Genomic DNA, 13,820 nt, shown 5'->3' on the forward strand with positions numbered 1-13,820 from the left:
TCTTGACCGCATATCTGCCTGGCGACGCGCATTTGGGAAGGGACAGTTGCGACAAGCTCTGGTATTTTCCGGACATGACTGCCCTCCCCCATCCCCAACGCCACTCCCGCGCAGGGATCGTCCCAGCTTACGATCTCTATGGCGAGGACAAGGCGCCACGGCGCGAGGACTTTTTCCACGCCGAGACGATTGCCGTGCGCAGCCGGCGCTATGACTGGGAAATCGCACCCCACACCCATGCAGCGCTCACCCAGATGCTGTGTGTGGCGCGGGGTGAGGTGCGGCTGCATCTTGCGGGGGAGGATCGGCGGGAGGCAGGTCCTTTGCTGGTCTGCGCGCCGAACGGAATTGTGCATGGCTTCGGCTTCTCGCCCGATGTCGAAGGTATTGTCGTGACGGCCTCACAGGATTTTGTGGACAGTCTCACCCGGCAGGATGCGCTGGGGCAACATCTCCGGACGCCGGCGATCCTGCGACCGGACGCAGCGCTGACCGCGCGTCTGGATGCTTTGGGCACCGCGCTGGTCGAGGCCGAGCAGGACCGGTTCGCACCCAATGGCCAGCGTCTGCATCATGCGCTTGCCGAAGCCTGGCTACGCACGACCCTTGCTGCCGGTGCGCCGCTAGATGCCGCGCGGTCCACCCTGGCCGAGCGGTTTCGCGTTATGGTCGAGGCAACTTATCGCGAGCATCGACCGATCGAGCATTATGCGCAGCGGCTGCATTGCACGGTCCGCACGCTCTCGCGCCAGACGCAGGCCAGCTTGGGCATGACGCCGCTGCAGATCATCAACCGCCGGCTGCTGTTCGAGGCGCGGCGGTTGCTACGCTTCACCAATGCCGGCTGCAGCGAGGTTGCGGCGGAACTGGGTTTTGACGACCCATCCTACTTCTCGCGCTTCTACAAGCGGATGACCGGACGGGCACCAGGCTTGGAAAAACGGCGCAAGAACGTGTGAGACGTACCGCGTCAGGCAGCTGCCAACTCCGAACCGCTCTCCTGCCGCGCCAGCTTCTCGACCAGACGATTAAACAGGGTCACGCCGCGATCGTGCACGGTGGGCATCACTTGCACCTCTTCCGTGTCATCGATCACGCGCTGCTGGGCCTCAATCATCACCTTGTCCTCGGCGAAGGCCTGATCGGCCATGCGCATCAAAACGTCGCGCAGCGCCTCGTCACCATGGCTGCGATGCGGCCCCCAGGAGAAGAAATAGCGTGCGCTCTTGTCGCGCATCGGCGTCACGGCCTGGCTGGTGAAGGTGACGCCGCTCACCGCCCGCGACAGGTCCGGCTGGCCATAGTCGCAACCCTTGGCGGTGCCGAGCGGGAAGACGCCGCCGGTCATCAGCAGGACCCCGGGAATGAGGAAATCATAGCTCATGAAACTGTCCATCGGTTCGGGACTGCGGCGCGAGGCCGATCCGATGGCGTTCTCCGTCCAGCGCTCATAGCGGATGCCCCGCTCCAGCGGCGTAATCCGGGCCGGCGTCGCGGCAAATTGCGGCCCGGAGCCAAAGCTCTCTGCATGGACGAACGTCAGATGGCTGAAATCGAGCAGATTGTCATTGATGAGGCGCGCTTCCGCCGCATAATCGAGATGGCCTTGGCCGAGGATGTAATCGGGATGGTCCAGCCCCACGGCCGGCGGGATCAGCCGCTCATCGGCCGCGTCGACATCGCCCATCCAGACCCACAGCCAGCTATGGCGATCCACCACGGCATAGCGGCGCACGCGGGCCTGCGGCGGGATCTGCGCCTGGCCGGGGATCTCGACGACCTGCCCGTCTGCATCGAACAGCAGGCCATGATACATGCAGCGCAGCCGCTCGCCTTCGCAGCGGCCCAGCGAAAGCGGCGCGAGGCGGTGGACGCAGCGATCTTCCAATGCGTGGAGCGCGCCGGACGCCGTGCGCCAGAGGACGATCCGCTCGCCGAGGATCGAGCTGGCGAAGGGCTTCTCCGCCTCCAGTTCATGCGACCATCCCGCGACATACCACGCATTGCGAACATAGGCCATGACAGGCGCCTCTCCAGTTTCAACCACTGCACGCAAATTGACTTAACGGTGTTAAGGAGTCAATGATCCTCTATGGCTTCCACCATCTCCATCCCGTTGGATATCGAGCGCTTGCTGCAGGCGGCATTCGCGCAATTGGAGGCGGACGGGCTGGATGCGCTGAGCATGCGCAAGCTGGCCGCGCGCCTCAATGTGCAAGCCCCGGCGATCTATTGGCACGTCAAGGACAAGGCAGAGTTGCTGGGTCTGATGGCCCGCCGCATTCATGGCCGGGCTTATGCCGACGTTACCCACGCCGAGGATTGGCGCGACTGGCTGCGGCAGTTCGGGCGGGCTCTGCGGCGCAGCTTCCTTGCCCATCGCGATGGCGCGCTGCTCTGTGCAGTGTCTCGCCCGCCGGCGGAGGCCGATCCAGCGGTCCACGCGCACCGCATCGCCGCGCCGCTATTGGCGCTGGGCCTGCCACAGCAGCATGCCCTTGCCCGGCAGGCCGCAGTCATTTCCTTCGTGCTGGGATGGTCGGCCTTCGAGGCGAACGGGCCGATGCACAGTTTCCTCGATCGCATATTGGACTTTGAAGGGAGCTTTGAGCCGGGGCTGGATGCGCTGGTGGCGGGCTTTCCGGAGGTAGCCAGCCAAGCTTAGCCGGCAAGCCAGCGCGACAAGCGGCTCTGCGGATCGCTCATGAGGCTATGCGGATCGCCCTGCTCAACGATCCGGCCGTCCAGCACCAGTGCGACCTCGTCGGCGGCGTCGGCGGCATCGCGCACATCATGGGACACGAGAATGATGGGAATGTCCGAGCGGGCGCGCAATTCGACCAGCAGGCGATGCAGCGCCCGGCGGGTCGGGTGATCCACGGCGGAGAATGGCTCATCGAGCAGCAGTACCTGTGGATCGCGCGCGAGCGCCCGGGCCAGCGCGACGCGCTGCTGCTGTCCGCCGGAGAGTTCACGAGGCCGCCGGTCCTCAAGCCCTTCGAGATGGACCTGCGCCAGCAGCGCATCCGCCCGCCCCTGTCGCTGCGTCGCCGGGATATCCAGCAACGCTTCCATCACATTCTGCCGCGCGCTCATGTGCGGGAACAGCGCGTAGGATTGGAACACGAAGCCGACATGTCGGTCCCGCGCGCCCATCTGCACGCCGGCCTGCGTGTCCAGCCAGCACTGGCCGTTGACGCTGATCCGCCCGGTAGAAGGCGTCAGCAACCCCGCAATCGCGCGCAGGATAGAGGTTTTCCCCGCGCCCGAAGGACCGACGAGCGCCAAGGTCCGTCCACGCGCCAGAGTGAATGCCACGTCCAGCGCGATGGGCGCATGATGGCGCAGATGCAGGGTCACGCCCTCGCCGCTCGCCTCAGCCATGTCGGCGCCCCCTCTGCCCCAGCAGGAAAACAAGGCTGACCGCCACCAGCGAGACGGCCATCAGCAGCAGCGCCATCTGATTGGCAGACGCCATGTCGAACGCCTGCACGCGATCATAGAGCGAGAGCGCCAGCGTACGTGTCTTGCCGGGGATCGATCCGCCGACCATCAGCACCACGCCGAACTCCCCCAGCGTATGAGCGAAGGTCAGTACGGCCCCGGTGAGGATGCCCGGCCAGGCGAGCGGCAGTTCGATCCGCCAAGTGCTGCGCCAGAGCGAATGGCCGCAGGTCGCCGCGGCATCGCGCAGATCGCCGTCGATGCTCTCGAAGGCCCGCTGCACCGGCTGAACCGCAAAGGGGAGATTGACCAGCACCGATGCAAGCAGGATCGCCTCGAAGCTGAAGGCCAGCCCACTGCCGAACAGCGCCGCCCATGCTCGCCCCGCCCAGCTTTGCGGCCCCATGGCGGAGAGCAGGTAGAAGCCGATGACCGTCGGTGGCAGCACCAGCGGCAGCGTCACCAGCGCCTCGATCACGGCCCGCCCACGAAAGCGCGCCAGCGCCAGCCAGCGCCCGAGCACCAGCGCCAGCGGCAGCAGGATCGCGACGGTGAGTGCCCCGAGCAGGAGCGAAAGATTGAGCGCTTGCCAGTCCATCGCCGGTCAGAGTTCTCCGGCCGGCAGGGAGAAGCCATATTTGGCGAAGATCGCCTTGGCCGCGGGCTCGGCCAGATAGGCATAGAAACGCTCGGCCACCGGCCCCGCCGTCTTCATCAGCACCATGCGCTGGCGCAGCGGCGTGTGCCAGTCGGCGGGGATCAGCACATAGGCCGCCTTTCCCTTCACGGCAGGATCGAGCACCAGCGAATGCGCGACGATGCCGCCCTGCGCCCCACCTTCCGTGGCGAACTGCAGCGCCTGCGACACATTTTCCCCCAGCACGAGCTTATCCTGAAGCGGCTTCCACAGGCCGGCATGATCCAGCGCCTCCTGCGCGCGGCGACCATAAGGCGCATGTTCGGGATTGGCGATGGCAAAGCGGCTGATGTCCCCGCGCGCCAGCGCCTCACGCAGACCCGCAAGCTGGGAATCGAGCCTGAGCGGCGAGCCCCTGGGCGCGATCAGCGCCAGCCGCCCGATGGCATAGAGCCGGCCTTCGTCGCGGGTTTTGCCGGCCTTGGCGAGCCGCGTCACATAGCTTTCATCGGCGGAGAGGAATAGCTCGAACGGCGCGCCCTGCTGCAATTGTCGTGTGAGATTACCCGACGCACCGAAGTTGAGCACCACCTTCTCACCGGTCTCTTTCTCGAATGTCGCCGCGGCATCAGTCAGCGCGAGGCGCAGGTCGGCAGCAGCCGCGATCTGCGGCGCCGGCTCGGGCTTGCCGCACGCGACCAGCGCCAGCAGGCCAAGCAGCACAGCGCAACGGCGCAGCAGATGAGTCATGAGGTCCGCCCTTCGATCGATGTATGACATTGCGCACATCGACGTCTGCGGGGCGCTGTGTCAAGTGTCCTGCATGCGCACGGGGCGCGCGGAGGAGGTCGGCAAGGAGTGAGTGAGGACGGCGGAACGACGCTTAAGATCAAGGCGCAGGTGATCGCCGATGGCGTGATCGCCATCGGGCCGGGCAAGGCGCAGTTGCTCGCGGAGATCGCGCGAACAGGGTCGATCGCGGCGGCAGGCCGGGCGATCGGAACCAGCTATCGTCGCACCCGCGACATGGTCGATATTCTCAACACGGGATGGGGCGCCCCGCTAATCGAAACCGCCAAGGGCGGCGCCAGCGGGGGCGGATCGCGCCTCACCGATCACGGCCGGGCGGTCTTGGAAGCCTATCGGCAGCTCGAAACCGCAGTGCAGGCGGCCGGAACGGCCCATGCCAGTCACCTGATCGCTCTTATGAACGGCGTCGATCCCGACGGCGCTCAATCGATCCGATAAACCGAAAGCCGAACCGTCGGGCCGACCTTGCCGCCTGTCGCGACAAACAAGGCGCGGTTTACCCAGTCGTACCCCGCATGGCCGGTTTCCAGTCGAATGAAAGAGCGCATGTAATAGTCGGACGGCGGCACCTGTTCGCCGGACGCGATGCGCGCCGCGACCTCGGGCGAGGCATGGCGGATGCCGAGGCCCACGATCTCGATGACCGCGCCGTCGTGCGTTTCCATCGCATAGCGGGCATCGAGCTGCGCCACGCCGCCGGGTTGCACGGTTTGCCAGTCTGCGCCGACGTTCAGCAGCGTGCCATTGAGCAACGGCCCTGTCACCGTGCCGCCGACCACCGGGATGATCCGCCGTGTGCCAGCCGGTGTAATGCCCATCTCATGCGGAGGATCGAGCCGGATCTCGAAATCGCAGACGTGCGAGAGGCCCGGCGCGGGCAGCGTCATGCCGCGACCTTCGCGACCAGCGCGCCCGGCTCAATGGTGGGCGGCGCGGCGTTGAGCGTATCGCGCGCGAAGCCAGCCGCCTGCTGATAGGCGAGCATGAAGGCAGAGCGCTCGGCGGCGGGCAGCACGTCCTCGATGTCCTCAAACGCACCGCCGCAGCGCTCCTCGACCAGTTCCAGCAGCCCGAAGGGACCGGAGCCGCGATTGCGCATGGCGACCTGGCCGATGGGACCGCAGAGCTTCTCGTCAAAGGCGCGCAGCGCGGCCGGTGTCACGCCATGCGCCAGCAATTCACGGCCGATCACCCGCGCATCGACGATAGCCTGCGATGCGCCGTTCGAACCGGTCGGATACATGGGATGCGCGGCATCGCCCATCAGCGCGACGGGACCATCGACCCAGGTCGGCAGCGGATCGCGGTCGATCATCGGGTTCTCATAGGCGACATCCGACTTGGCCAGCAGCTCCGGCAGGTTCAGCCAGTCATAGACGAACCCGTCGAACTCATGCGCGAACTCGGCGAGTTCGACCGGGCGGAACCAGCCGGATTTGCGCCAGTCATGATCGGTATCGTAGGTCTTCTCGGCGATCCAGTTGATATCCGCCAGCCCCTCCTCGTCGGGATGCGAGATGGGGTAGATCACCACCCGGTGCCGGCTGGTGCCTAGGCCCACGAAGGACGAGCCAGTGCGGATCGGCACGCCGCGCGCGGTGCCGCGCCACATGATCGTGCCGCCCCAGTGGATCGGCGGTTGATCCGGGTGCATCTGGGCGCGGACGCTGGAATGGATGCCATCGGCTCCGAACAGCAGGGTGCCATCGACCTCGACCTTGCCGCCGCCGGCGAGATCGACCAGCGCGGTGACGCCACCCTCCGCCCGCTTGCGATAGCCGGTCACCTTATGGCCAAGCTTCAGAGCCTCCGGACCGAGCCGCTCGACCACCTTGCGGCAGAGCATCAGGTGGAAGGCGCCCCGGTGGACAGCATATTGATGCCAGTCATAGCCGGCGACCTTGCCGCGCGGCTCGGAATAAATCTCGCGGCCATTCAGCCCGACCAGCGCCCATTCCCGCGCCGGAATGCCGACCTGGTCCAGATCCGCCTCGCTTATGCCGAGGTCTTCCAGCTCGCGAATGGCATTGGGCTGGATGTTGATGCCCACGCCGAGCGGCTTCAACTCGCGCACGCTCTCGAACACTGTGCAAGGCACACCGATTTGATGAAGCGTGAGCGCCAGGACGAGGCCACCAATGCCGCCACCGGCGATCAAAACATGGTCGTGCGTCATCGAGAATATTGCCCTTTCCGTGCGGGCCTAACCCAGGCGTCCCGCGCCGACGCCTCATCTGCCCGAGGGGAGCGCTGTACCGTCGTGGGGGCGCAGTGGCAATGTGGTGGGATCAATCTTATGCCGGCTGCTGCGGGGCGGGCGCGATAGGAAGTAGGACGCGATGGTCGAGCGGCTGGGCCCCGGCGCTCCTGCCTTCTCACGAGCACTGGCTTTGCCTTGTCGCGCACCCCTGCCGTGTTCCTGCGGAGGCAGGAACCCAGGGCGCGGGGCACTGCGGCTGAGCCCTAGGCTCCTGCCTGCGCAGGAGCACTGAAGGAAGCAGGACCGGCGCGACGTTCCGCAGCACCAAGCGCGCCTTTCGTGTCGAGCAAAGTCGAGACACTCAGGACCTGAGCTTGCCGTGTCTCGGCTTCGCTCGATACGAACGGGAATGCAACAATGGACAAACAGTACGCCCAAAACCAAAGAAGCCCGCCCCTCCCCTTCGGAAGGCGCGGGCTCCTTGGCGCTATGATCGCACCCCGATCAGATCGGGAAATGGCCCGGCTGGGTTTCCACCGTCACCCAGCGCAGCTCGGTAAAGCTGTCGATGCCGGCCTTTCCGCCGAAGCGGCCATAGCCCGAACCCTTGACGCCGCCGAAGGGCATTTGCGCTTCGTCATGCACGGTCGGGCCGTTGACATGGCAGATGCCGGACTGAATGCGCCGCGCGATGCCGAGGCCCTTGGCGATATCCTTGGTGAACACCGACGCCGAAAGGCCATATTCGGTGTCATTGGCGAGTTCGACCGCATGCTCGGTGTCGCGGGCGCGAATGATGCCGACGACCGGCCCGAAGCTCTCATCGCGGAACAGCTTCATGTCCTGCGTCACTTTGTCGATGACATGGGCAGGCATCAGCACATTGTGCGTCGTCTCGCCGCCGGTGAGCTGGGTCGCGCCCTTGGCCAGCGCGTCCTCGATCAGGCTCTGGCAGTGCGACACGGTCTTGGCGTCCACCACCGCGCCGAGCGGGGTGTTCCCCTGACGGGGATCGCCCACGGGCATGGAGGCGACCTTCTCCTTGAACTTGGCGGTGAAGGCGTCGGCAACAGCATCGACCACGATGATCCGCTCGGTCGACATGCAGATCTGGCCCTGGTTCATGAACGCGCCGAAGGCCGCGGCCTTCACGGCCTCGTCAAGATCGGCATCCTCCAGAATGACCAGCGGCGCCTTGCCGCCCAGTTCGAGCAGAACGGGCTTCAAATGCTCCGCAGCGCGTTTGGCAATGATCTTGCCGACGGCGGTGGAGCCGGTGAAGTTGATGCGGCGGACCTGCGGCGCATCGATAAGCGCACCCACGACATCGGCCGCGTCTTCCGGCGCATTGGTGACGACGTTCACCACGCCCTCGGGGAAGCCGGCCTCGGCAAACGCCTCGATGATCAGCGCATGAGTGCGGGGGCAGGATTCGGACGCCTTGAGGATGACGCTGTTGCCGCAGGCGAGCGGCACGGCGATGGCGCGCACGCCCAGGATGATCGGCGCGTTCCACGGCGCGATACCGAGAATGACGCCGACAGGCTCCCGCAGCGCCATGGAGAGGCAGCCGGGCTTGTCCGAGGGAATGACCTCACCATTGATCTGGGTGGTGAGCGCGGCCGCTTCACGGATCATGCTGGCAGCCAGTCCGAGGTTGAACATCGCCCAGCCGGCCGTCGCGCCGATTTCGCCCATCATCGCTTCGACGAAGGCATCCTTCTTGGATTCCAGGGCAGAAGCGGCTTTCATCAGTACGGCACGGCGCGCATTCGGCCCCATGACCGACCAGTTCTGGAAGCCCTCTGCGGCCTTGGCGGCGATCGGCGCGATATCTGCGGCCTTCATCGCCGTCGCCGAAGATGCGACCTCGCCCGTCATCGGATTATTGCGGCTAAACTCCATGGCGTTCCTCCAGTTCTCTCTCTCAAGACCAGTGTCGCGCGCTCGCATGAGGCCGGATGGCAATGAACAACCCAAATGCTTGCGGCGGCGCGGCTCCCCTCTGCCTTGCGGAACCGCCGGATGCAATTGTCTTGCGCGCCCCAAGCTCGACTTGCGCCAAGAAATGAAGGAACAGGGGTCGATCCTCGCGCGTTGTGGCGCATAACTGGGAATAGACGGCGGGTTCGAGACGTGCAGGCATCCGAAGACCTCAGGGCAGCATCGTTGGAGAGCTATCGGCAGCTGGTCGAAAGCATCACCGATTATGCCATGTGCATGCTGGATCGCACGGGCCATATCACGAACTGGAACGCAGGCGCGCAAAAGCTCAAGGGCTTCCGGCCGGAAGACATTATCGGCGTGCATTTTTCGCGCTTCTACACAGCCGAAGACGTGGAAAAGGGCATGCCCGAGCGCGCGCTGGAGATCGCCGCGACACAGGGCAAGCACGAATCCGAGGGCTGGCGACTGCGCAAGGATGGCTCGCGCTTCTGGGCGCACGTCGTCATCGATCCGGTTCGGGACGCAAACGGCGCGCTGATCGGTTATGCCGGGATCACCCGCGATCTTACCGAGCGCAAACTCGCAGAGCAGGCGCTGCGCAAAAGCGAGGAACAGTTCGCCCTGCTCGTCCAGTCCGTCACCGATTACGCCATCTACATGCTGGACCCAGAGGGCATGGTTTCCAGCTGGAATGCCGGCGCGGAGCGGATCAAGGGCTATCGCAAGCACGAAGTGCTCGGGCAGCATTTCTCGCGCTTCTATCAAGAAGAAGATCGCACAGCCGGCGAGCCGCAACGTGCCCTAGAGACCGCGCGGTCGGAAGGTCGTTTCACGGCGGAGGGCTGGCGCGTCCGCAAGGGCGGCGAACGCTTCCGCGCGAGCGTCGTCATCGAGGCGCTGCGCGATGAGACCGGCGCGCTGGTGGGCTTCGCCAAGATCACCCGCGACGTCACGGAGCGGGAGGCGGCCCAGCGCGCGCTGGACGAAGCGCGCGAGGCGCTGGGCCAGGCTCAGAAGATGGAAGCGCTCGGCCAGCTCACCGGCGGCGTGGCGCATGACTTCAACAATCTGCTGATGGCGATCAACAGCAGCCTCATCCTGCTGCGCCGACGGATTCCGGAACAGGCCGAGACGCAACGCCTGCTCGACAATGCCATGCAGGCAGTCGATCGGGGTGCGACGCTCACACAGCGCATGCTCGCCTTCGCGCGGCGGCAGGAGCTGTCCATCGGCCGCGTGCATATTCCCGAATTGCTGCGCGGCATGACCGAACTGGTCCAGCGCACCATCGGGCCGGAATGGCCCGTCAGCATGATCATTCCGCTCGGACTGCAGGCGGTGAAAGCCGACGCCAATCAGCTCGAAATGGCCATCCTCAACCTGGCCGTGAACGCCCGCGATGCGATGCCGGACGGCGGCGCGATCATCATAAAGGCGAACCGCCAGACCGTGCGGAGCAACGAGATCGCCGATCTGGAAGCGGGGCATTATGTGGTCCTGACCGTGGTGGACAGCGGCATCGGCATGGATGCCGAGACGCTCAGGCGCGCGACCGAACCCTTTTTCACGACGAAGGGCGTCGGTAAGGGCACGGGCCTTGGCCTGCCCATGATCCATGGCTTTGCACGCCAGATCGGCGGTGCGTTCACGCTCACCAGCGCGCCGGCCAAGGGAACATCTGCGCAATTGTGGCTGCCGCAGGCCGCCGAGCAGTCACAGGCAACCACGCCCGCTGCGAAGGAACCGCCGCTGCCGCCGCAAGCCAAATGCCGGGTTCTGGCCGTGGATGACGATGCACTGGTGTTGATGAACACGGTCGCGCTGCTGGAGGATCTGGGGCACGAGGTCGTCAGCGCAGTCAACGGCGCTCATGCCCTTTCAAAATTCAAGGATGGCGGCTTCGACTTGGTCATCACCGATCAGGCCATGCCCGGCATGACGGGGACGGACCTCGCCGCGACCATCACCGCCGTGCAGAGCGACATGCCCATCATTATCGCGAGCGGATATGGCGAAGGGCTGGTGTTGCCCGAAGGGCAGATCCATCGCCTGAGCAAACCGTTTGGCGAACACCAGCTCGCCAAGGCCATTTACCAGGCCTGCTGCAGGAAGGATCGCCGCACCCCGGCCGTCTAAACGGACTTGCGCCCCATTTGCCGGGTCCGCCCGCTCAGGCGGATCGCCCGGCGCAGCAAGGATGCGAAGGTGCGCAAGACCGGCAAGCGGTCATAAAAGCGAACATCGTGGATGTCCGTGCGCGAGAGGCGCTGGTGCCCAAGGTCAGGGTTGGCGACATAGGTAAGCAGGTCGGGATGGCGGTTGCGCAGGACAGACAGCGCCCCATCATAATGCATCGGCTCGCCATCCGGATGCCGCCCGCCTGCGGGGCGCTCCAGCATCGCTGCCAAATAGTGAGCGGCAAAACCGATCGTGTCTCCACGCACCGCGTAGAAATGGCATCCGGCAAGCCCGCTGCCGGGTGGGATCAGCTCAAGCGGGCGCTCGGTCGCTTCATATTGCCCCGGCAGAAGGCTGCCGAAAAAGATGTCCCATTCCACCCCGCCCAGCTTGGTCAGAGCGGCAGGCAGAACCGTCTCGATCCGGTCATGGAAATCGAAGTCATCCTCCAGCACCAGAACGGATCGATGCCCCGCCTCCGCCGCCTCACGCAGCACGCTCATATGGCTATCGAAACATCCCCGCGTGCCCGGCGTCGGAAACCCTGCGGCATCCGAAAAGCGCTTCGCCGTGAAGAACGCGATTTTCGGATGATCGAGGTCCAGCCCCAGACGCCTGAACTGCGCGGCCATCTCGCGGCGCCGGTCGGCCCGGTGAGGAAGATTGATGATCCGGATGGCATCGAACGCGTCAACCAGAGCGCGACCGGCGGGGGTTGGGCTTACCATCGGCTGCGGTCCTTCTCGACTGGATAATGGATGATCAGCCGCGATTCGCGCCGGCCCTCAACGGGCCTATAGACTGGGCTTCTCCTTTTAAGGAATCGCAAAGCCGCCCCCAGCCGGGCCAGCGCTTCAGATCACCTTGCCGGGGTTGAGGATATTGTTCGGGTCCATCGCGCGCTTAAGCGTGCGCATCAGCGCCAGCTCTTCTGGCGTGCGGCAGTGGTGGAGAAATTCGCGCTTGATGCTGCCGATGCCATGCTCGGCGGTGATCGAGCCGCCCCATTCGCCGACCGCCTTGTAAACCAGCGCCTCCATCTCATGCTCGGGCATCGGGTCGCGGGGGACGCGTGCGGAGAGGTGGAGGTTGGAATCGGCAAGGTGGCCGAAGAAAACGGTCACGCAGTCCGGCCACCGCTTCAGCAGCAGATTGCGTACGTAAGGGATGAAATCGCCGATCTTGCGCGTCGGCAGGCTCACATCGAAGGCCACTTGCGGCCAGTGCACGCCCTTGTGCCACTCGCCGGGGCAATCGCGCACCGCCCAGATCTCCTGCCGCTGCTTGTCCGACTGGGTGATGACGGCATCCTTGACGAGGCCGGCTTCGATCATGCCGCCCAGCACTTCCTCAAACCGCTCGGGATCGCGTTCCGGGTCGGTCCCAAGCACTTCGACCAGCGCATAGACGTTGTAACCGTGCGGCAAGGGCGGCTGGCGACCCAGCGCCGTCGTACCGATCTGGTAGAAATCCGGCCACATCACCTCAAAGGCGGACAAGGTGCTCGCGAACGCCGAATTGCATTGTTTGAGCAACTCCAGCGTGGCCGCATAATCGTCGACCGCCACCACGGCGGTGCAGGCGCTGCGCGGCTTGGGGAACATCCTCAGCACCAGCCGGGTGATGACACCGAGCGTACCCTCGCTGCCGATGAAGAGATGCTTGAGATCGTAGCCGGCGTTGTTCTTGATCATCACATTGAGCGACGAGACGATCGTGCCATCCGGCAGCACCGCTTCCACACCCAGAATGAGATCGCGCATCATGCCATAGCGCAGCACGCGGTTGCCGCCGGCATTGGTGGCCGCATTGCCGCCGACCTGCGCCGTTCCGCGTCCGCCAAGATCGAGAGGGAACAGAAAGCCGGCCCCGTCGGCGGCGCGTTGAACGGTCTCCAGCACGGTCCCCGCCTGCACGGTCATCGTGCGGCCAGCCTCGTCCAGTTCCTCAATGCCCCGCATCCGTTCCAGGGACAGCAACAAGCAGGGTCGATCCGCGAGGCCGCCCGCGCACAGGCTGGTCAAGCCGCCCTGTGGCACGACCGGCCAGTGCTCCTCGTTGCATATAGCCATGATCTGCGAGACCTGCTCCGTCGTGCGCGGATAGGCGATGCCGGGGAGCGGGATGTCCGCCGGCATGACATTCGTGAAATCAGAGACATGGCGCGCGAAATCGCCATCCGTCCCATCCTTCACAATATCAGCGCCCAAGGCTTGGCGGAGGCGCGCGATGATATGGGCACCGCGTTGGGCTTCGTCTGCGAAGCCTTGTCCGCGCTCGTCCAGCGTTGCTTGGGTCATCCCGCCTCTCTCCTCTTGCAGCCACAGCATAACGCCCGGTGGCGCCCTGCATAGGCCAAGGCGATAGAACGAATCATGAAATCGGCCGCCAGGGTCGCCTCTGTTTCACCCTGAGACGGCCGTCGATTAGCGAAGCCAGTCAAAATTCTGTTAAGTATCTAAATTTCTGTGAGTTTTAGTGGAATTGCCACGCAAGCGGCTCCTTAAGTGCAAAAAGGTAAACTTGGTTTACGTCTTGTTAACCATAGTTTATTGTCGTCGAGGTCGGGTGATCCGACCAAATACAGGAGTCGTCGATGGTAAA

General features: G+C 64.8%; 13 protein-coding genes. 4 read left to right on the forward strand and 9 right to left on the reverse strand.

Annotation, left to right across the window (positions count from 1 at the left end; translation table 11 throughout):
* Nucleotides 1-74 precede the first annotated feature (74 nt).
* Nucleotides 75-959 carry a helix-turn-helix domain-containing protein gene (locus tag M2343_RS07135; protein ID WP_264576116.1) on the forward strand — a complete coding sequence of 295 codons (885 nt, stop codon included), beginning with the start codon at nt 75-77 and terminating at the stop codon, nt 957-959.
* An 11-nt stretch (nt 960-970) separates the two neighbouring features.
* Here M2343_RS07135 and M2343_RS07140 read toward each other — a convergent pair whose 3' ends face one another.
* Nucleotides 971-2,020 carry an aromatic ring-hydroxylating dioxygenase subunit alpha gene (locus tag M2343_RS07140; protein WP_264576117.1) on the reverse strand — a complete coding sequence of 350 codons (1,050 nt, stop codon included), beginning with the start codon at nt 2,018-2,020 and terminating at the stop codon, nt 971-973.
* A gap of 72 nt (nt 2,021-2,092) precedes the next feature.
* Here M2343_RS07140 and M2343_RS07145 point away from each other — a divergent pair, with 72 nt between their 5' ends.
* Nucleotides 2,093-2,665 (forward strand): TetR family transcriptional regulator, encoded by a 573-nt coding sequence (locus M2343_RS07145; RefSeq protein ID WP_264572462.1) that lies wholly within the window; start codon nt 2,093-2,095, stop codon nt 2,663-2,665.
* On the opposite strand, the gene M2343_RS07150 is transcribed toward M2343_RS07145, so the two are convergent.
* The 3 genes from M2343_RS07150 to modA are packed head-to-tail and all read right to left on the reverse strand — an operon-like array spanning nt 2,662 to nt 4,831.
* Nucleotides 2,662-3,384 (reverse strand): sulfate/molybdate ABC transporter ATP-binding protein, encoded by a 723-nt coding sequence (locus M2343_RS07150; RefSeq protein ID WP_264576118.1) that lies wholly within the window; start codon nt 3,382-3,384, stop codon nt 2,662-2,664. The genes M2343_RS07145 and M2343_RS07150 overlap by 4 nt on opposite strands.
* Nucleotides 3,377-4,042 (reverse strand): molybdate ABC transporter permease subunit, encoded by a 666-nt coding sequence (gene modB / locus M2343_RS07155; protein WP_264576119.1) that lies wholly within the window; start codon nt 4,040-4,042, stop codon nt 3,377-3,379. Before modB ends, M2343_RS07150 begins: the two co-directional genes overlap by 8 nt.
* A 6-nt stretch (nt 4,043-4,048) precedes the next feature.
* Nucleotides 4,049-4,831: a molybdate ABC transporter substrate-binding protein gene (gene modA, locus M2343_RS07160; RefSeq protein WP_264576120.1), complete on the reverse strand. Its 783-nt coding sequence runs from the start codon at nt 4,829-4,831 to the stop codon at nt 4,049-4,051.
* 108 nt (nt 4,832-4,939) lie between these two features.
* Between modA and M2343_RS07165 the strand changes: the two genes are divergently transcribed.
* On the forward strand, nt 4,940-5,329 hold the full coding sequence (locus M2343_RS07165; RefSeq protein WP_264576121.1) for a winged helix-turn-helix domain-containing protein: 390 nt from the start codon (nt 4,940-4,942) through the stop codon (nt 5,327-5,329).
* On the opposite strand, the gene M2343_RS07170 is transcribed toward M2343_RS07165, so the two are convergent.
* From M2343_RS07170 to M2343_RS07180, 3 genes are all read right to left on the reverse strand, one after another.
* The gene (locus M2343_RS07170) at nt 5,314-5,778 is read right to left on the reverse strand and encodes a DUF3237 domain-containing protein (RefSeq protein ID WP_264576122.1); all 465 of its coding nucleotides are present in this window, start codon (nt 5,776-5,778) and stop codon (nt 5,314-5,316) included. The two genes, M2343_RS07165 and M2343_RS07170, sit on opposite strands and share 16 nt — an antisense overlap.
* On the reverse strand, nt 5,775-7,067 hold the full coding sequence (locus M2343_RS07175; RefSeq protein WP_264576123.1) for a flavin-dependent oxidoreductase: 1,293 nt from the start codon (nt 7,065-7,067) through the stop codon (nt 5,775-5,777). The genes M2343_RS07170 and M2343_RS07175 overlap by 4 nt, the downstream gene beginning before the upstream one ends.
* Before the next feature lie 528 nt (nt 7,068-7,595).
* The gene (locus tag M2343_RS07180; RefSeq protein ID WP_264576124.1) at nt 7,596-8,996 is read right to left on the reverse strand and encodes an aldehyde dehydrogenase; all 1,401 of its coding nucleotides are present in this window, start codon (nt 8,994-8,996) and stop codon (nt 7,596-7,598) included.
* Between the two features lie 231 nt (nt 8,997-9,227).
* On the opposite strand from M2343_RS07180, the gene M2343_RS07185 reads away from it, so the two are divergent.
* Nucleotides 9,228-11,174, forward strand: coding sequence for a PAS domain-containing sensor histidine kinase (locus M2343_RS07185; protein WP_264603873.1), 1,947 nt, complete (start codon nt 9,228-9,230; stop codon nt 11,172-11,174).
* Here the strand turns inward: M2343_RS07185 and M2343_RS07190 are convergent.
* On the reverse strand, nt 11,171-11,944 hold the full coding sequence (locus M2343_RS07190) for a glycosyltransferase family 25 protein (RefSeq protein ID WP_264576126.1): 774 nt from the start codon (nt 11,942-11,944) through the stop codon (nt 11,171-11,173). The genes M2343_RS07185 and M2343_RS07190 overlap by 4 nt on opposite strands.
* A 126-nt stretch (nt 11,945-12,070) precedes the next feature.
* Nucleotides 12,071-13,516, reverse strand: coding sequence for an FAD-binding oxidoreductase (locus tag M2343_RS07195; RefSeq protein WP_264576127.1), 1,446 nt, complete (start codon nt 13,514-13,516; stop codon nt 12,071-12,073).
* Nucleotides 13,517-13,820 lie beyond the last annotated feature (304 nt).

Source organism: Sphingobium sp. B8D3B (assembly GCF_025961875.1).
Classification (GTDB): domain Bacteria; phylum Pseudomonadota; class Alphaproteobacteria; order Sphingomonadales; family Sphingomonadaceae; genus Sphingobium.